This window comes from Proteiniclasticum ruminis DSM 24773 (assembly GCF_000701905.1).
Classification (GTDB): Bacteria; Bacillota; Clostridia; order Clostridiales; family Clostridiaceae; genus Proteiniclasticum; species Proteiniclasticum ruminis.
Map to the genome: position 1 here is coordinate 145,325 of NZ_JNKC01000001.1, position 19,314 is coordinate 164,638.

A 19,314-nucleotide genomic window follows, 5' to 3' on the forward strand; every position below is an offset into this window, starting at 1 on the left:
TATTTTTCTTTCATAATCACAGTCAGATCGTTTTTAAGCACATAAACGCTCACACCAAGAAAGCGTTCATTGATTCTTGCCTTCTTGTTTTTTTGTCCCTTGAAAACATCACTTACTATGTGATGTTTCTATAAGTTCAATCAAAACTAAAAAACTCCGGAACCTCTGATTCCGGAGTTTTTTACAATGTTATTTCATTTCTCTCAGTTCTTTGATGTTGTCCTTGATCGTTGCAGATGTGGTATGAAAACTCTTGTTATACTCCTGTACAAACCCTTCAAAAAGATTCTTGAAGTTCATCATCATCTGCTGGTTTCTTTCTTTAATTTCCGTATCCAAGTCAGAAAGCAGGGAATCCGCGTAGTCCCTCGCAGAAAGTTTTACAAGTTTTGCTTCTGTCTGAGCTTTGTTCAGAATTTCTTGAGCTTTAATCGTAGCTTCCTTGACGATGTCATGATTGTTCACCTTTTCCTGCATCATCCGGTCCACTTCTGCTTTTGTTCTCTCATACTCTGTCTTTGCTTCCGTCAGAATACGGTCTTTCTCAGCAAGAACCCATTGGGCAGTCCTCAGATCTTCAGGAATGACCTGCACAATCTCATCCAGAATGTTGACAACTTCTTCTCTGTCCACAAGCACTTTCTTGGAAAACGGGACTTTTGAACCATCTTCAATAATTTCCTGCAGAACTTCCACAAGACCGGTAATCTCAATTCTTCGTGATGTCACCTCATAATTTTCTTTCATTACACATTCCCTCCAAAACAATTCCAACTTTTTGATATATATCGTCTACAATTTCTTCAGGTACAAACTCTCTGATATCACCTTTAAAATGAAGAATCTCTCTTACTGATGATGAACTGATATAGGAGTATTCGGTGCTTGCCATCATCAAAACAGTTTCCACTCTTTCTTCAGAAAGCTTTCGGTTCATATGGGCCATCTGAAGTTCATAGTCAAAATCAAGGCCAACTCTCAAACCCTTCACGATAACATGGGCATCTATGGATTTCATAAAATCAACCAAAAGTCCCTCGAAACTCACCACTTCAATATTATCATACTTTTGAACCAGTTTTTGAATCATCTCAACTCTTTCTTCGATGGAGAATAATCCTTTTTTGTCCACATTTTTAAGCACAGCCACAACGACCTTCTCAAAGACAGCGGCAGACCGCAGGATCACATCCATATGTCCTAAGGTAATCGGGTCAAAGCTCCCAGGGTATACTGCTACTTTCATCTATAACTCCTTATTCTCTACACTGATAGAACGCAATGATTGTATTGCCATACTTGCGTTCATCTACCAGCTCATATTTTTCTTCAGGTCTAAAGATTGGCTCTTCTTTGTCATACTTGGTGACTATCACACCATCCGCATTCAATAAATCAAACTCCGCAATCAACTTCACTGCTCTGTCCACCATATGATTCAAATAAGGTGGGTCTACAAATATTATATCGAACTTTTCTCCTGAAGAAGCTAAACTTTTTATGAATTCATATGAATCCTTCATATAAACTTTAGATACGCTGGTAAATCCCAAGTTATTCACATTTTCTAAAAGTATATCATAAGTTTCTTTAAATCTCTCCAGAAAAACAATTTTATTTGCCCCTCTGCTTGCACACTCAAGCCCTAAGCTTCCTGTTCCTGCAAACATATCAAGCACCACCGCATCATACACCTTGTGTCCTAAGATATTGAACATGGATTCTTTCACCCGGTCCAGCGTTGGTCTTGTCGCCTTAATTTCACCTTTCTCTGTGATTCTTCCTTCATTTTTTGGTGACAGTATTTTTCTGCCTTTAGCAGTTCCTGAAATAATTCTCATTATTGACTCCTTAATTCAAACAAATATAGTTTAGACTCTGAGACAGTTTATGAAGAAACTGCTCTTTAATCTGCTGATGCTCTTCTGTTTTTCCAAGATAAACGGTCTTGGCATAGGCATTTGCTTTGAGAAAGAGTTCATAGTCACTCGCCAGATCAGAAAGCATCAAGCCGGAATGCCCACTTTGATGGACACCAAAAAGCTGACCTGTTCCTCTTTGCTTCAAGTCTTCTTCAGCAATATAAAAACCGTCATTGCTCTTTACCATGATTTCCAGCCTTTCTCTTGTGGACTGGCTCTTCATCTGTGCAACCATAATACAGTAAGACTGATACTCTCCTCTACCCACACGGCCACGGAGCTGATGAAGCTGCGCTAGCCCAAAACGTTCTGCATTTTCAATGACCATCACGCTGGCATTAGGCACGTTGATTCCCACCTCTATGACTGTGGTGGAAATGAGCACCTTTATGTCTCCAGCCTTAAATGACTCCATCACTCGTTCTTTCTCTTTTGATGTCATTTTACCATGCAGATAGGCCATTGGGATACCTTTAAGTGTTCCCTTTGACAACTCTTCTAAGAGTCCCACCACTGAATTCAGATCGCTCTCCTCATCGAGATCAATCAAAGGAGTTACAATATAGGCTTGCCTTCCTTTCTGAACTTCATCCAGAACTTTCTTATAGCAGGCAACTCTCTTACTCTGATCCATCAGAACTGTTTTTATTTCCTTTCTTCCCCGGGGCAGTTCATCAATGACAGAAAGATCCAGATCCGAATAAATGGTCAGTGCCATGGTTCTCGGGATAGGAGTAGCACTCATCACAAGGACCTCAGACATCTGATTTTTATGGATGAGTTTTGCTCTCTGATTGACACCGAACCTGTGCTGTTCATCAGTAATGATCATCCCGAGTTTCTTAAACTGGACCTTCTCTTCGATCAGCGCATGAGTGCCTACCATGAGCAGAGGCTTCCCTTCCTTAAGCTGAGCGATAATTCCCTCCCGCTCTTTCTTTTTCGTAGACCCAGTCAGAAGGTGAACCGCAACACCAAATGGAGATAAAAGTTTTTCTGCTTCCAGAAAATGCTGTTTTGCAAGGATCTCTGTAGGCGCCATAAAGGCAGCCTGGTATCCATTCTCCAATACATTGAATAACGCAACCAGCGCTACGATGGTTTTACCCGAACCAACATCCCCTTGAAGGAGGCGGTTCATCGGAGCCGGTTTCTTCTGGTCCAGAAGAATCTCACGAATCACTCTGTTCTGGGCATCGGTCATATCAAAAGGAATTGATTCTTTCAGAAGCTTCAGCCTTGGACTCATTGAAAATCGAATACCATGCTCTTCTTCTTGTCTCCGGCTCCTGGATATCATTATTTTCAGGGAGTACGCAAACATCTCATGAAATTTCATCCGTTTCAGAGATTTAAGCAAAAGCTCCTCATCTTGGGGGAAGTGAAGATTTCTTACTGCTGTATCGAGATCAATCAGATCCTCCTGTTTGAGAATCCTCTCCGGAAAATTTTCATTTATATGCACTTTTTCAAGAATTTGACGGACAAGCTTCTTAATCAGGGTTCCTGTAACCTTCCCCTCTAAAGAATACACAGGAACAATCTCTTCTGTATCTCGGTTCTGAACGGGGTTAATGGACTCAATGAACTTGCTCTTTTTCTCAAACTTGCCTTTCAGCTGATACTTCTCACCAATCTTATACTGGCTGGTGATATATGGCATATTAAAATAAGTTGCCTTCAGCGCACCAAATTCTGTATGGAACCAAATGGTTGCCATCGTCTTTCCCGTTCTCGTACGGAAAGGCTTGGAGATTTTTGTCACTTCAGCTTCTATCCTGATCTTATCCATTCCGTTCAGATACATCTCATCTGCATTTCTGTACGTATCATATCCCCTCGGAAAATAAAGAAGCAAGTCAAGCAGTGTATAGATTCCCATATTTTCCAGCTGTTCTCTAGTCTTTTCTCCAACCCCTTTTAAGGTAGATACAGAATCGTAGATCAAAAATTATTCCCCCTTGTAAAAAAAGAAGGCCTCCGCCTTCTTTTGATTTCTATTCTACTGCAATGATGAAGTAGTAAAGAGGCTGTTTACCAGCTACACTCATCACATCAAGATCTTCATGCTTCTCTTCCAGTTCAGAAAGGAAGAGAGCAAACTCTTCTTCATTTACATCTTCACCATAGAAGAGTGTGATAGAGGAACTGTCCTCATCCACCATTGTATCTATGAGCTCATCCACCAATGGATAGAGGTCTCTTTTCACTACTTTTATTTTACTTTCGAGAAGTCCAAGATAATCTCCCTGCTTCACAGCCATCCCTTCAATTTCAGTATCACGCACCGCATAGGTCACAGATCCTGATTTAACAGTACTGATGCTGGCAAGAAGCGCATCGTAATTTGTCTCTACATTTGCTTCAGGGTTAAATGCAGTCAGCGCCGCAACCCCCTGAGGAATTGTCTTTGTCGGGATCACATAGACATCTTTGCCCGAAATATCCTTGGCCTGGTTTGCCGCCATGATGATATTCTTGTTGTTCGGCAGAATGAAAACATGTTCCGCATTTGCACTTTCCACTGCCTTCACGATATCCTGCGTGGAGGGATTCATGGTCTGTCCTCCTGAAATGACATAGTTCACGCCCAGATCTTCGAATACTTCACGAATACCTTCTCCCATGGACACAGAAATGAACGCATATTTCTCTTTCACTGCTTCCACAACTGGTTCTGATTTTGGAGCTTCCATATGCACATCAGGTGTGTCCTGAAGATTTCTATGCTGTTCTCTCATATTCTCGATCTTGATCTTTGTAAGCTCACCCATTTTAGCAGCTTCCGCCAGAACAAGGCCAGGATTGTCTGTGTGTACGTGCACTTTGAGTATATCATCGAATGCCACATAAACGATGGAGTCTCCCATGGATTCGAGATAGTCTCTAAAGGAATCATTCTCTGGTTTAGCTAGGACAATAAATTCTGTGCAGTATCCAAAGGTGATTTCGGTGTGTGTATCTCTTGCGGCAACATACTCCTCAAAGGATTTCTGCTCCACTTTCTCCGCCATCTTAAATCCGCTCTTCAGGGCCTCATGCATCCCTTTCAGGATCACAAGCAGCCCCATACCACCGGAATCCACTACATTCGCAGCTTTCAGCTGTGGCAGAAGTTCTGGTGTCTTCTCCAGGGATTCATCTGCAAAACTCACAACTTTTTCCATAAGATCCGTTACGTCATCTGTATGGTATTCTGTGGTTTTTTCACCAACTTCACGAATTACTGTAAGAATCGTTCCTTCTGTAGGTCTCATGACAGCACGGTAGGCTGACTTAGACCCTTCAAGAAGACTGAGGGCAAACTCGTAAGCATTGACCTCCTCTTTTCCTTCCAGTCCCTTGGCAATCCCTCTGAATATCTGGGAAAGAATAACTCCAGAGTTTCCTCTAGCCCCCATAAGAGCTCCCTTGGCAAGCACTTTAGAAATTTCACCAATGGATGTGGATTTGGAGTTTCTAACCTCATCTACTGCAGCCGTAAAGGTCATGGACATGTTTGTGCCTGTATCTCCATCTGGAACAGGGAAAACATTTAATGAATCCACATATGCTTTTTCATTTTCCAAACGGATGGATGCATTTGTCACCATGCTTAGAAAATGCTGTCCATTAATCTTGTTATATTTCATATAATATTCCTCCTGCAAAATATGGACAATACACTCTATGTCCATGCCACTTCTCAATTATCCTACTAAAATTATAAGAAAACCCTACTGCTAGGGTTTTATAATAAAATATACCATCTGCTATTATACTAAAGGTTGCATGTTGAAATCAAACTTTACTGGCAATTTCTTAAAAAAACTTAAGATTTGATTTTAGAAACGCACTCCTTCAATATTCACAACAATACTGTTCACCTTGAGTCCCAGATAGTTTTCTACATTGTATCGAACTTTTTGGATAATATTATTGGCAATGACAGAAATCTTTGTTCCATATTCCACAACCACAAAGAGATCAATAGAAAGCTCATTGTTCTTCGCATTGATCTTTACACCCTTATTCAGATGCTCCACACGAATCAGTTCCCACAGTCCATCTTTGGTATTCTTGGCAGCCATACCGACGACTCCATAGCACTCCATGGTAGACAATCCAACCACATTGGCGATGACATCCTCAGAGTATGAAATATGTCCGAGTTCATTTGTTAATCCAATCATGAAACTTCCTCCTCAATCCAGGCAGTACGTTCTGCACTCCCGGTATACCTTCAGTGCGTGCGCTTACAGCAAAAGCCTTGATAAGCACACGTGTTATCCCTATAATGATATTATATTTTCATCAAGACTTCAATATAAAGAAATTTTGGTCTAAAATTATGTTGCATTCTCTTCGTATATTATGATAGAATGGTATCTGTTCAAAACAAATAATAATATAAGCTTTTGAGAAGAGTAGTATCTCTCAGGAGGAGGTGTATTTTAATGGCAAGAAAATGCGATATCTGTAATAAAGGTGTAGTTGCTGGTGTACAGTATTCTCATTCACACAGACAATCTAAGAGAACATGGGCACCAAACCTAAAAAGAGTACGTGCTGTTGTTAACGGAACTCCCCAGAGAGTTAACGTTTGTACTAGATGCCTACGTTCCGGTAAGGTTGAAAGAGCGGTATAACAGAGTAAGAAATTGTAGCTGATCCTTATGGGATCGGCTATTTTACTTTTTAAGCAGAATAAATCAGGAAGTATGGAAAAGTGATGTTTCACATTCTATACTTCCTTTTTTATTAATCTTCCGTCATAAAAACCAGCAGTGTTCCTTCTGTAAATGTGACCGAGAGCTTATCTTGTATAAACTCATTGGAAATGGTTCTAGGGTCCCCAAATTTAAGCTCATAGTTCCATAGTGGATACTTTACTCCTTTTACACCAAAACCCTTCACAGAGCCTCTAAACCCCTGGAAAGAGATATATCTTCCAAAACCTCTCTCAATGACTCCAGGAGATCTCAGTAGAAAGATTTTATTGTGATCATCATACATATACGCTTTGACGCCTTTTTCCAGGCACTGATCCAGCAGGGCTAAATTCCCGACGAAATGATCCAATCTGCTGCCTGTGCATCCTAAAAAATCAATTTCTTCTACTCCCAGGAGCACAGCCTCATGCAGCGCCGCTTCTGTATCAGTGAAGTCTTTTTCTTCGTCATAAGTTTTAACGACGGTTTTATCTTTAAAAAATGAAAGGGTCTCCTTCGAAATAGAATCGAAGTCCCCAACGAGAAGATTTGGGACAATCTTCTCATCACGAAAAAATTCAGCCCCTTTATCCACCGCTATCAGATAAGTATCCTCTTTGTAAAGTCTTTCAAAAAGGGAACGGCTTGGTTTTTTACCGCCTGATACAATAATCGCCTTACTCATCACTGGCTTTTCGGAGTGCACTGATATTGCTTTCAATTTCTCCATTCCTATACACTGCAGAACCTGCGACCACTATATCGCATCCAGCTTCCACAGCCATTTTGATTGTATGGACATCAATTCCACCGTCAATCTCAATGAGAAGATCCGGATTCAAGGTTTCTGCCATCTTCTTCAGTTCTTTCACTTTATCCAGGGTATATGGAATAAAACTCTGACCACCAAACCCAGGATTCACAGACATGATGAGCACAAGATCCAGCTTATGAAGTATCGGTTTCAGCACATCCACTGGAGTTGCGGGATTCAGTGTGATTCCAGCTTTCAGCCCTCTTGACTTGATCTTCTCAATGGCGCGATCCACATGAACTTCAGCCTCATAGTGAAAGTTGATGAGGTCTGCTCCGGCATCCGCAAAAGCATCTATATAGCTGCTTGGATTGACAATCATCAGATGAACATCAAAAAGCTTCTCTGTGTAAGGACGGATTGCCTTGATCACCGGAAGCCCGAAACTGATATTCGGAACATAAGACCCGTCCATCACATCAATATGGATCCAGTCAGCACCAGCCTTGTCTGTTCTTGTAATATCTCTGCCCAGATTCGCAAAATCAGCAGATAGGATTGATGGGGCTATTTTTACCATTTTCTTTTATTCTCCTCTAACAGTTCATTATAATATTTGACATAATAATTATACCTCTCCACCGAGATTGTTTTACCGACCTCATCTTTCACTCTGCAGCCTGGCTCCTTATCATGGTTACACCCTTGAAAACGGCACTGGCCCTCATATACATGAAACTCCGGAAAATAATCCTTCAGTTCTTTGGCTTCCATAGTCATTTCCATAGTTGAAAAACCTGGTGTATCCACAAGCAGCGCATCCTCCACATCAATCAGCTCACTGTGTCTCGTCGTATGTTTTCCTCTTTTCACCTTCTCTGAGATGATCCCAGTCTCCATTTTTTCAGATCCTGCCAGTTTATTGAGCAGAGTCGATTTACCCGCACCCGATGGACCGCATAATACAGTAATCTGATTCTTCAGCCCTTTGAGGAGCTCTTCAAGACCTGCCCCGTCTTTTGCGGTGATAAAATGAATTTGATATCCTGTTCCTTTGAACAGCTCTTTTAACTGTATCTTCTCATTCTCTGTGGCAAGATCGCTCTTATTGAAAACGAGCACTGGCTCAATACCACTCTTTTCCAAAGAGATGATGAATTTATTCAAAAGCTCAAAATTGATGTCTGGATTTCTCAAGGCAAACACTACATACGCTTGGCTGACATTGGCCACAAATGGTCGAACAAGCTCAGAAGTTCTTTTGTGAATCTCATCCACCACATTTCCTTCTGGTGTTGATACCACGGAAACCCGGTCACCGACCATCGGTGTGATATTATTTTTTCTGAATATACCTCGGGCTTTGCATTCTAAAATTCCCTCTTCAGTTTTTACATAGTAGAATCCTGCAATCCCTTTGATAATAATCCCTTCCATTGCATCAGTCCTTTCCACTCTATTCTTTATGTTCTATTATAATCTATTTCTACCTGTTTGTTACCAAAGAATCGCCAAAAAACAAACAACCAGCTCAATAATTTGAGCTGGCTGCTTGTTTATAATTCAATGATTCTATGGTGTTTGAACTGGTTCTTGTGGATCTGGTTCTGGCGCACCAATGAGTTGCACCTTACTTCCATAAGGAACTGGTCCTCTTCCTTCTTGTCTAACCTCTAACATTATATCATTTGGTTCAGTATCTTCAATCAATTCAGGAACAAGTCCAAGCGCTGTAAGTCTATTAGCAAAATCCCTAACCCGTTCTCCTGAATTGAATTTGGGAATATTCACTTCTGTATACTCATAAATCGTGATATTGACCTTGGTTCCTTCCTTTACTTCTGTTGCAGCTGGAAGACTTTGTTCCACGATACGTCCGCTTTGCGCTTCATCTCCAGTAGGAACCTTTTTCACTTCGCCAATGGTAAGGCCAACAGCCTCCAGAAGAGCTTGCGCCTCTCTTTGTGTACGTCCCTTCATATCAGGAACGACAGATAATACAATCTCAGGACCTTTAGACACAACTACATTTACGGCGCTGCCTTTAGGCATAGAGGTATTCACAAGAGGATCCTGTCCGATGATTTCACCGGCAGGTATAGTCTCACTGAACTCTTCTGTAGTAGTTCCAATAATAAATCCGTTATTGCCTAGTATAATCTCTGCTGACTCAACGGTACTTCCTGTGATATCAGGCACATAGAGTTTTTCCTGTCCTGCGCTTAGTACTACGGAAACAGCGACTCCCTTCTTTACAGGAGTTCCTTCTTCTGGAATCACTTTAATTACTGTGTTCTCAGGCTGATCTGATGTCTCCGTTCCAGTAACCTCAAGCACAAGATCCACCATTTCCAGGGCATCCTCTGCTTCCTCTTTGGTAAGCCCCATGATTTCTGGTATATTCACTTCTTCTTCCACAACTTCTCCTGGCTCATTTCCGTTGCCACGGCTGAATACCGCATCACCAATGAGTGCGCCAAGTACAACAACCAGAATCATGGCCAGTCCAATAATCAGTGTCTTCTTTTTATTATTTGATGGCTTTTCATCATCATAAATGTCGTTTCTCATAGTTTTCCTTTCCGGCACTACCGCGTTCATGACTTGTGTGTGATCCGTATTAATATTCTCTTTTGTTTCCAGTCTTTCTCCATTCATCAGTGCACGGAGATCCATCATCATGTCTTCGATTCTCTGGTAGCGATCTATCGGATTCTTCTCTGTTGCTTTCAGTATCACTTTCTCCAAGCCAGCACTGACAGAAAGGTTCAGTGCCCTTGGTGAAGGAAGAGGTTCCTGCATATGCTTCAGTGCGATGGTAATTGGGCTTTCAGCATCAAAAGGCACCTGACCGGTGACCATTTCATACATCACAATACCAAGGGAGTAAATATCAGATCTTCCATCTGTCATATTCCCTCTGGCTTGCTCTGGCGAGAAATAATGAGCTGAACCGATGATTTTGCCTGAATTGGTAATGGTCACAGAATCTGAATGTTTTGCAATACCAAAGTCTGTCACTTTGATCAGCCCATCTTTTGTGAGCATGATATTCTGAGGCTTTATATCACGGTGAATGATGTTGCTGTTATGCGCGGACTCCAAGGCACGGGCAATCTGATAAGAATAATTCAGCGTTTCTTCCACAGACAGCTTTCCTTGTGCTTTGATGACTTCTTTCAGTGTTTTTCCCTTCACATACTCCATGACAATATAATGGATCTGATCCTCACTGCCGACATTATAGATGTTGACAATATTGGGATGAGACAGGAAAGCTACCGCATTGGCTTCCTGCTTGAACTTATCCAAAATATCCTTATTGGATGAAAACTCCTTCTTCAGCACTTTGACTGCATCATACCGGTTCAGGTTCAGATCCAGTGCTTTATATACAACGGACATGCCACCTTGGGCAATTTTTTCAGTGATTTCATAACGGTTCCCTAATATTTTTCCTATCATTTCAACGCTTCTCCTCCAAAAATTACTAGCGTGATATTATCTCTTCCACCTCTTTCTTTGGCCATGTCCACAAGTTCCATCATGGACTTATGCATATCCTGGCTACCCGAAAGCTTTTCAAAGATCTCATGTGCAGAGAGATAATCTGAAAGACCATCCGTGCAAAGCAGATAAATTTCCTCATGATCCGTCTGTCGCGTATAAGATTCAATCTCCACATGAAGATTGGTGCCTACGGCTCGAGTAATGATGTTTTTATTTGGATGATGCTTCGCATCCTCCTCAGTAATTTTCCCAAGATCTACAAGTTCTTGGACATAACTGTGGTCTTTTGTAATTTTCTTGATTTCATTATTGTACACCACATAAAGCGAGCTGTCTCCCACATGCGCCACATCTAGTCTTCCATGATGGCTCAGCGCAGCTGTCATGGTCGTCCCCATGCCACTCATGGTCTTCTCTTTAGAAGATAACGCATAAATTTCATGGTTTGCTTTTGTGATTGCTTTGAACAGCGAGGGCAGAAGATCTTCCTCTTTCTGAATTCCTCTCATGAAACTCAGCACAGTATCTTTAGCCAGTGCACTCGCTACTTCTCCAGCATTGTGTCCTCCCATACCATCGCATATCAGAAAAAGGTTAAATGCTTCATCTTCCAGGATGCCATAGGTGTCTTCATTCAGTTGTCGGATATTGCCAATATCTGATATCCTTTCTATCATATGTTTCTCCTCACAGGTCAGCTCTATTTTCCAAATAACTTCTTCTCAGCTGCCCGCACGCAGCGTCAATATCTCCACCCATTTCTCTTCGGATTGTCGCTTCGATTCCAGAATGAAGCAGAATATCTTTAAAGTCCTGGATAGACTCATTGGTTGAAGGTAAATACAGCATTTCCTTTATCGCATTGACTGGTATCAGGTTCACATGAACCTTCATGCCTTCCAAAAGTTTCGCAAGAGCGTATGCATTTTCTCTGGTGTCATTGGAACCACGAACCAACGCATACTCAAATGAGACCCTTCTCCCTGTTTTGCTCATATAATATTCTACACTATTTAATATCTCCTGAATACTATATTTGTTGGCAATGGGCATGATCTTCTTTCTTGCTTCATCCGTAGTCTCATGAAGTGAAATCGCAAGCGTAATCTGAAGCTTCTTATCTGCGAGTTCAATGATTCTGTTTACCAGTCCACAGGTAGACACTGTAATGTTTCTATGGGACAGATGAAGGCCTTCTTTCGCATTCACCAGACTCAAAAACTTCAGTACCGCTTCAAAATTATCAAGGGGTTCTCCTGATCCCATAAGGACCACATGGGAAATTCTTTCTCCCACCACCAAAGAAGCTGCAATGATCTGAGAGAGAATTTCTCCCGGTGTCAGATTTCTTACCATACCATCTTTTGTAGAAGCACAGAAGGTACACCCCATTTTACATCCGATCTGAGAAGATACGCATACCGAATAACCATAATGGTACTTCATGATTACCGTCTCGATGATATTCCGGTCCTCCAGAACCATGAGCATTTTTATGGTTCCATCCTTTGATACCCGCTTCTCAAGGACTTGAGGCAGTGCCATGAAGAAATGTTCTTCCAGCTTGTCCCTCGTACTCTTGTTGAGTGTTTTCATCTGTTCTGGATCCGTAATCCCTTTATATAAATAGTCATATACTTGCTTGGCTCTAAAAGCACTTTCTCCCTGACTCACCAGCCAGGCTCTCAGCTCTTCCAGAGAATAATCGTAAACATTTGTCATGCTAACATCCTTTTCCAGAATCCTTCCGGATTTCATTCATAAACATGGACATTTTATCATAAATTATGTTAAATTTCTTTAAATTATTCTTAGATTTTCAGAAGAAAACCTCCGGAACGGCATATTAAGGCCGTCACAGAGGTTATTACATTCTTTTCAGTTTGCTGATAAAGAACCCATCCATGGTTTTACCGGGCAAGATGGTGAGAAATCCTTCCGGAGAGTACTGAAGATGATCTCCTGCTCCAATATCAATCGGAACAGCCTCGAAGTCTTTGTGCTGCTCCAGAAACCATCTGACATTCTCCTCATTCTCTGCTTGATTAAGCGTACAGGTAGAATACACCAATGTCCCACCAGACGGAATATAGTTCCTTGCTGTCTCCAGAAGATCTCGCTGGAGTTTCACGAGGTCCATGAGCTCCTCAGGGGTCTTTGTATATTTGATCTCAGGCTTTTTCCTGATGATTCCAAGCCCTGAACAAGGGGCATCCAGAAGCACATGGGCTTTCTCCACATACTCAGGCAAAATATGAAGGCCATTGTTTTTTCTGATGGTTACTGATGTCAGGCCCAGTCTGTCCCGATTTTCTCTGATCAAACGAAGCTTGCTTTCATAAATATCAAAGGCATGAACCGGCACCTGATCATGAAGGAGTTCAGCAAGATGCATGGTTTTCCCCCCAGGCGCAGAACATAGATCAAGATATTCATACCCTTCACTTACCAAAAGCGGTGCAACCAGCATGGAACTTTCATCCTGCACCGTAAGAATCCCTTCTCTGAACAGCGGGTTCTGCATCACACTTTTGCCACCTGTTACTTCTATACCATAAGGCGAAATGGTCGTTTTTTCTGCACTGTAACCAAGCTTTTTTAACTCTTCAAGAGCGGTATCCCTTGATATCTTCAGCGTATTCACCCGATAGGTGATCACTGGTCTTTCATTCAAGCCGCTCAAGATCTCCAGATACTTGTCTCCATACTGATTTTTAAACAGTTGTATCATCCAAGCCGGAAAAGAATACTCGTATATCTCTTCATCCATCTTTTTATAGAACGTATACACCTCATCTTTTTTCCGGAGATATCCACGAAGAACCCCGTTGACAAACCCGGAGGCTTTCGGTGCTTTTTTCTTTGTGAGATTCACAGCTTCATTGATGACGGCATATGGCGGTATCCGGTCCAGGAAATGCATCTGGTAAACTGAAACGCGAAGAACATCTAGTACATAGCGTTCTGTCTTTGATAAAGAAATCTTCGTATTTCTCTTTAAAATTTCATCAATGGTAAGCAAATATTTCAGCGTCCCATACACAATTTCTGTAAGCAGTCCGATATCCTCTTCTTTCACCTGTCCAGACTGAATCGCCCGGTCCAGAAGAAGATTGGAAAAAGCTCCTTGGTGTAGAACCTTCCCTAAAATCTCCACTGCTGTCTCTCTGACATTCATCATAGTGTTTCCTTAATCCCTTCTTCGATCACGGATTACGAGAAGCCGGATCAGTGTCATGATAGAGGAGAACGCAGCTGCCACATAGGTGAGTGCTGCGGCATCCAGAACCTTCTTGGCTTTAGGCACCTCGTCCTCCGCCAGGATGTGATACTCCCCAAGAACCGCAAGGGCCCTGCTGGAGGCATTAAACTCCACTGGCAGTGTGAAAAGCTGAAAAAGAACCACGAGAGAAAAGAGAACGATGCCCAGATCCACAAGGCTGAACATTTCAAAAAGCAGTCCCGCTAAGATGATGATCATGGAGAACCTGGAACCAATGGAGGCAAAAGGCACCATAAATGCACGAAGTCTCAGCGGACCATAGTCTTCCTGGTCCTGAATGGCGTGACCCGCTTCATGGGCAGCTACGCCAGCAGAAGCGATGGAAGGCTTTGAATAGACTTCTTCACTGAGCCTCAGCACCTTCGACCTTGGGTCGTAGTGGTCCGTAAGATTTCCTCTCACCATCTCAATATCAACATTCTGAAGACCTGACCGGTCCAGAACAATTCTAGCAACCTGAGCGCCTGTCATTCCGCTTCTAAGACCTTCCCGTCTGTATATATTGTATGTGCTCTGTATTTTACTTTGAGCATATATGGTCAATATCATCGCTGGAATGAGCAGAAAAAATGTTGGGTCAAATCCAAAGGTAAATGGCATCAGTCTTCACTCCTTTTAAAATATTTTTCAGAAATTGTATTTCCATTTAAGAAATCGCGAACATTCATGGGTTTCTTTCCAGGATACTGCAGCCTTACTATTCTGATCTGTCCTTCTCCCGTTGCCACAATGATTCCCTCTTTGGACACCTTCAGGATTTCTCCAGGTGCACCCTCTGCACCCTCCATCACTTCGGTCTCAAGGATTTTCACTTTCTGTCCATCCACATAGGAGAATGCTCCAGGAACTGGCGACAGGCCTCTTACAAGGTTGTGAACTGCATATGAGGGTTTGTCCCATTGAATCAGCTGAAGATCTTTAGTTATGAGGGGCGCATAAGTGGATTCCTCATGCTTTTGAGGCTGTGGCTTCACAAAGCCACTCAGGAGTCCTTCCATGGTCTCCACAAGGAGGTCTCCCCCCATCTCGGAAATTCTGTCATGGAGCTCCTCCACATTCATCTTTTCTGACAGATCTACCTTGCGGACGAGAAGCATATCCCCCGTATCCAGTCCTTTATTCATGAGCATCGTTGTCGCTCCGCTTTCCTTGTGTCCTTCAATGAGCGCAAAATTCAGAGGAGCTGCTCCTCTCAGCTTAGGCAATAAACTTGCATGAAGATTGATGCAGCCATACTTTGGAATCGCCAGAATCTCTTCACTGAGAATTTGTCCATATGCCACCACAATGATGAAATCCGGTGCTATGCTTTTCATTTCCTCAATAAGCGCTCTGTCATTTCTGAGCTTTACAGGCTGTCTTACAGGAATGTTTCTTTTCACCGCTTCTTCTTTCACTGGCGGAAATGTGACCTTCTTCCCTCTGCCTTTTTCCTTATCCGGCTGTGTCACCACCAGCGAGACCCCATATCTTTCGTCGAGAGTTTTCAAAGACGGAACAGAAAAGTCCGGCGTGCCCATAAAAATGATCTTCATCATATTACTCACCATCGGAATAGGTAAGAGAAATCAGAAGGTCTTCTACCTGTTCTTCAGGTTCGAAGTCTTCCTCCACCTCTTCCAGTTTATCGGTAAAAAGCACACCATTCAGATGATCCAGTTCATGAAGAATACACCGTGCAAGAAGATACTTCGCTTCGATGATAAAATGCTTCCCCTCTTCATTCATGGCTTTCACCTTCACGTAGGTAGGTCTCTTCACTACCCCGTTTTCACCCGGTATGGAAAGACACCCCTCCACATCCAGATACTCTCCTTCTGACTCCAGCACTTCAGGATTCACAAAAGCCAACCGGATGTCACCAATGCCCACGGTGAAGATTCTCTTGAGAATTCCCACCTGTGGTGCTGCCAATCCGATTCCATCCTCATAATCCATTGTATTATACATATCTTTTATCAGCGTCTTCAGTCTTGGGGTCATTTCCGTAACTGGCTTTGCCACCTTTCTTAACACACTGTCTGGTACATGTCTAACTTCTCGTAATGCCATCTTTTTTCTCCTTTTTACATCATACTGTTGGGATTGATATCCAAACTGACTTTAATTGTTTTATAAACAGATTTCATCTCATTCTGAACGAAAAGCCTGATGCTTTCCTGACTGTCCGGCGAAAAATCACCTTTCAGAATCATTTGCCATCTGTAGCTGTTTTTGATCTTTGATATCATACAGGGACTGGGTCCCAGTAAAATGATAGTATCATATTTCTTCAAAAAATTTCTTAAACGTTCACCGATCTCCATAACTTTTTCCTTCAGAAGTTTTTCATCTTCAGAGGTAAACACCATATGAAAAATCTTCGTGAATGGTGGATTTTTCAGAGCTTCTCGCATGAGGATCTCTTTTTCATAGAAACCTTCATAATCATGGGTTTTTGCATGTTCCACCGCAAAATGCTCCGGACTGTACGTCTGAATCACCACTTCTCCCTTTTTATCTCCTCTTCCTGCTCGTCCCGCCACTTGTGTAATCAGCTGGAAAGTTTTCTCCGAGGAGCGGAAATCAGGAAGATTCAGCGAAAGGTCTGCTGCCAGTATTCCCACAAGGGTCACATCCTTAAAGTCCAGTCCTTTACTGATCATCTGAGTACCAATGAGGATATCACAATCATTGTTTTTAAAATTCTGGTACATATTCTCATAGGCTGCTTTGTGTTTTGTGGTATCCCTGTCCATTCTCAGCACCTTGGCCTCTGGGAACATTTTTCTAATGGCTTCCTCGACTTTTTCAGTACCTGTGCCAAACTGCTTGATGTACTTGGACTGACAGCTGGGACATGTTTTAGGAAGATACTTTCTGGCACCGCACTGATGGCAGATGAGAGAGTTGTCTTTGTGATAGGTCATGCTGATATCACAGCTGCCGCACTTGAACACATACCCACAGGATCTGCAGGACACAAAGGTAGAGAATCCTCTTCGGTTGAGGAAAAGAATCATTTGCTCCTTTCTCTCCAGAACCTCTTCCATTTTTTTCGTAAGTGTACGGGAAAAAATAGTCCGATTGCCACTGAGAAGCTCTTCACGCATATCCACAACTTCCATCTTTGGAAGCTCCCCTTCTGTTGCGCGTCTGGTCAGTGATATGAGAGTCAGTTTATTTTCTTTTGCCTGATAATAAGATTCCACAGAAGGTGTGGCTGATGCCAGTACAAGCCGCCCTTCCTTCTTCTCCATCATGAGTTTCGCTACTTCTTTCGCATTATACTTGGGACTCATCTCAGATTTATAAGTGGTTTCATGTTCTTCATCCACAATAACCATTTTGAGATTCCGGAAGGGAAGAAACAGCGCAGATCTTGCTCCAATGGCGATTTTCACCTTTCCAGCCCTCACCCGGTGCCATTCATCATATCGTTCACCATCACTCAGTCTGGAATGAAAGATGGTAATCTCTTTTCCGAATCTCCCCTTGAATCTTTCTATCATTTGAGGTGTCAGACTGATTTCCGGCAGTAAAACAATGGAATCCTCTCCTCTTAGTAGACACCTTCGGATGAGCTCCATAAACACTTCTGTTTTACCAGATCCAGTGATGCCATGAAGAAGGTAGGTTCCCTCTTTTTTATCTATGGTCTCCACAGCAACCCTCTGTTCTTCATTAAGGGTTCGTTCTTCATAATTCTCATATTCCTCTACGTTATAGCGGTAGTCTTTTTCACTCAGAACGGCCATATAACCATGACGGATCAGAGTATTCACGGAACTCAAGGAGAACCCTTGCCGAACCAGATCCGCTTTTATAAACTTCCCTGGCTGTTTATCCACTTCAGCATAAATCTCCATATAAGGACTTTTTTGATATTTAGGTCCCAAAGGGGAGATTGTATAAAGATTCTCACTCATTTTATGCTTCATCCCCTGAAGGATTCCTCGGGGAATCATCAGTTTGATCACATCCAGATAGGTAGCCATATAGTTCTTCCTGATTTCATCCATAATCTGAAGATCTTCTTCCTCAAAGTACACCTCAGGTTCTGCGGAAAAAATTTCTTTCATTTTTGTCTTGTCATATGCCAAATCTTCATCATCATTGAGTGATACAACGAAGCCTTCCAGTTTCCTATTGCCTAGCCCAAAGGGAATACGCACTTTCTGACCGATTTTCAAATTCACCTTTTCAGGTATACCGTATGTATAGATCCGATCTGTAGCCAACGCCTCATGATTGATGATAATTCCTGCTACTTTCAACTTCCCACCCCCTTGTTCAACCCATCTATTATAACACCTTTCACTTCATGGTTCCAAGATTCTAAGAACGCCTCTGCTTCTCTCCTGTCTGTAAAGAATCTGTTACTCCATCCTGGCATTTTTATGAGTATAATGAAGTACCATCTGAAATCATCAGGATGTCCCTATTGAACTATGAATCGATCACTATGGGGTCAAATATAGGATACGAGGAGTGTTATTATGAAAAAGGCCACAAAAAAATACATGCTTCTTTCTCTGCTTCTCCTCCTTGGTACACTGTATTCTGTTTCTAGAGCGATGGGGCCTGATGATTCCATCATATATAGAGGGATTGTCATCCATACACACCATGACGGACTCATGACACTTCTGGTGGATGGGCAGTTTGAACGATCACAAGAGTCGTCCTCTGCTGTGACAGCATTCTCTCTAGCGAAAGACCTTCGCATTCTAAAAAATGATCAAGTGATCGAACCCACGGAACTGCAGAGAGGCATGTATGTGGAAATTGAGAGCAGCCCCGAAATCAGAACCAGTTATCCTGCCCAAGGTACTGCGCTGAAAGTCAGAGTTCTGGATACTCAAAATCTCCCTCTAAACATGGAAGCTGAAGTAATCGGCGTTCTTGATCAAGGTCAGGGTATCACCAGAACAGTCCACCTCAAAGGCAATCTGCCAGGGTACGGTCAGGATACAGAAATCCTTGTTTCAGTTCCAGAGGGCTCCTACTATCCCTTTGGTCTGGAGAGCAATACTGGTCTACTGAAAAGCGGCGACCGCGTTTTTGTCGTCTTCACGGGTCCCATCCGTGAAAGTTACCCTTTACAGGGTACTTCAAGCTCTATCATCCTTGTGGATCCGGATTCTTATTGACAAAGCCCTGGGAAACCAGGAC

19 protein-coding genes are annotated in these 19,314 nt (G+C 42.3%); 2 read left to right on the forward strand and 17 right to left on the reverse strand.

The window, feature by feature from the left end; all coding sequences use genetic code 11:
- Window positions 1-189: 189 nt before the first annotated feature.
- The 6 genes from T487_RS0100730 to T487_RS0100755 all read right to left on the reverse strand — a co-directional run bounded on the left by T487_RS0100730 (window position 190) and on the right by T487_RS0100755 (window position 6,094).
- Complete coding sequence (locus T487_RS0100730) at window positions 190-747, reverse strand: hypothetical protein (protein WP_031572797.1); 558 nt, start codon at window positions 745-747, stop codon at window positions 190-192.
- The gene (gene coaD, locus T487_RS0100735) at window positions 731-1,246 is read right to left on the reverse strand and encodes a pantetheine-phosphate adenylyltransferase (RefSeq protein ID WP_031572799.1); all 516 of its coding nucleotides are present in this window, start codon (window positions 1,244-1,246) and stop codon (window positions 731-733) included. The genes T487_RS0100730 and coaD overlap by 17 nt, the downstream gene beginning before the upstream one ends.
- Before the next feature lie 10 nt (window positions 1,247-1,256).
- The gene (rsmD, locus tag T487_RS0100740; protein ID WP_031572801.1) at window positions 1,257-1,841 is read right to left on the reverse strand and encodes a 16S rRNA (guanine(966)-N(2))-methyltransferase RsmD; all 585 of its coding nucleotides are present in this window, start codon (window positions 1,839-1,841) and stop codon (window positions 1,257-1,259) included.
- A gap of 10 nt (window positions 1,842-1,851) precedes the next feature.
- Window positions 1,852-3,870, reverse strand: coding sequence for an ATP-dependent DNA helicase RecG (gene recG, locus T487_RS0100745; protein WP_031572805.1), 2,019 nt, complete (start codon window positions 3,868-3,870; stop codon window positions 1,852-1,854).
- Between the two features lie 49 nt (window positions 3,871-3,919).
- Window positions 3,920-5,554 (reverse strand): DAK2 domain-containing protein, encoded by a 1,635-nt coding sequence (locus tag T487_RS0100750; RefSeq protein ID WP_031572808.1) that lies wholly within the window; start codon window positions 5,552-5,554, stop codon window positions 3,920-3,922.
- 192 nt (window positions 5,555-5,746) lie between these two features.
- A complete protein-coding gene (locus tag T487_RS0100755) occupies window positions 5,747-6,094 on the reverse strand; it encodes an Asp23/Gls24 family envelope stress response protein (protein WP_031572809.1) in 348 nt (115 codons plus the stop codon).
- Window positions 6,095-6,358: 264 nt separating this feature from the next.
- On the opposite strand from T487_RS0100755, the gene rpmB reads away from it, so the two are divergent.
- A complete protein-coding gene (rpmB, locus tag T487_RS0100760; RefSeq protein ID WP_031572812.1) occupies window positions 6,359-6,550 on the forward strand; it encodes a 50S ribosomal protein L28 in 192 nt (63 codons plus the stop codon).
- A 112-nt stretch (window positions 6,551-6,662) separates the two neighbouring features.
- Here rpmB and T487_RS0100765 read toward each other — a convergent pair whose 3' ends face one another.
- The 11 genes from T487_RS0100765 to priA form a co-directional block, all read right to left on the reverse strand.
- The gene (locus T487_RS0100765) at window positions 6,663-7,334 is read right to left on the reverse strand and encodes a thiamine diphosphokinase (RefSeq protein WP_051651412.1); all 672 of its coding nucleotides are present in this window, start codon (window positions 7,332-7,334) and stop codon (window positions 6,663-6,665) included.
- On the reverse strand, window positions 7,291-7,947 hold the full coding sequence (gene rpe, locus T487_RS0100770; protein ID WP_031572817.1) for a ribulose-phosphate 3-epimerase: 657 nt from the start codon (window positions 7,945-7,947) through the stop codon (window positions 7,291-7,293). Before rpe ends, T487_RS0100765 begins: the two co-directional genes overlap by 44 nt.
- Entirely contained in the window at window positions 7,941-8,804 is an 864-nt protein-coding gene (gene rsgA / locus T487_RS0100775) for a ribosome small subunit-dependent GTPase A (RefSeq protein WP_031572820.1), read from the reverse strand. Before rsgA ends, rpe begins: the two co-directional genes overlap by 7 nt.
- Window positions 8,805-8,939: 135 nt before the next feature.
- The gene (gene pknB / locus T487_RS0100780; protein ID WP_051651413.1) at window positions 8,940-10,832 is read right to left on the reverse strand and encodes a Stk1 family PASTA domain-containing Ser/Thr kinase; all 1,893 of its coding nucleotides are present in this window, start codon (window positions 10,830-10,832) and stop codon (window positions 8,940-8,942) included.
- A complete protein-coding gene (locus T487_RS0100785; protein ID WP_031572826.1) occupies window positions 10,829-11,554 on the reverse strand; it encodes a Stp1/IreP family PP2C-type Ser/Thr phosphatase in 726 nt (241 codons plus the stop codon). The genes pknB and T487_RS0100785 overlap by 4 nt, the downstream gene beginning before the upstream one ends.
- A gap of 10 nt (window positions 11,555-11,564) precedes the next feature.
- Window positions 11,565-12,599 (reverse strand): dual-specificity RNA methyltransferase RlmN, encoded by a 1,035-nt coding sequence (gene rlmN, locus T487_RS0100790; protein ID WP_031572827.1) that lies wholly within the window; start codon window positions 12,597-12,599, stop codon window positions 11,565-11,567.
- Window positions 12,600-12,744: 145 nt separating this feature from the next.
- Window positions 12,745-14,058, reverse strand: coding sequence for a 16S rRNA (cytosine(967)-C(5))-methyltransferase RsmB (gene rsmB / locus T487_RS0100795; RefSeq protein ID WP_036909024.1), 1,314 nt, complete (start codon window positions 14,056-14,058; stop codon window positions 12,745-12,747).
- Between the two features lie 9 nt (window positions 14,059-14,067).
- Window positions 14,068-14,760 (reverse strand): zinc metallopeptidase, encoded by a 693-nt coding sequence (locus T487_RS0100800; RefSeq protein WP_031572831.1) that lies wholly within the window; start codon window positions 14,758-14,760, stop codon window positions 14,068-14,070.
- Entirely contained in the window at window positions 14,760-15,698 is a 939-nt protein-coding gene (gene fmt, locus T487_RS0100805; protein WP_176758066.1) for a methionyl-tRNA formyltransferase, read from the reverse strand. The genes T487_RS0100800 and fmt overlap by 1 nt, the downstream gene beginning before the upstream one ends.
- Before the next feature lies 1 nt (window position 15,699).
- A complete protein-coding gene (gene def / locus T487_RS0100810) occupies window positions 15,700-16,212 on the reverse strand; it encodes a peptide deformylase (RefSeq protein WP_051651414.1) in 513 nt (170 codons plus the stop codon).
- Between the two features lie 14 nt (window positions 16,213-16,226).
- Complete coding sequence (priA, locus tag T487_RS0100815; RefSeq protein ID WP_031572839.1) at window positions 16,227-18,416, reverse strand: primosomal protein N'; 2,190 nt, start codon at window positions 18,414-18,416, stop codon at window positions 16,227-16,229.
- Window positions 18,417-18,638: 222 nt separating this feature from the next.
- On the opposite strand from priA, the gene T487_RS0100820 reads away from it, so the two are divergent.
- Window positions 18,639-19,292 (forward strand): hypothetical protein, encoded by a 654-nt coding sequence (locus T487_RS0100820; RefSeq protein ID WP_031572841.1) that lies wholly within the window; start codon window positions 18,639-18,641, stop codon window positions 19,290-19,292.
- Window positions 19,293-19,314 lie beyond the last annotated feature (22 nt).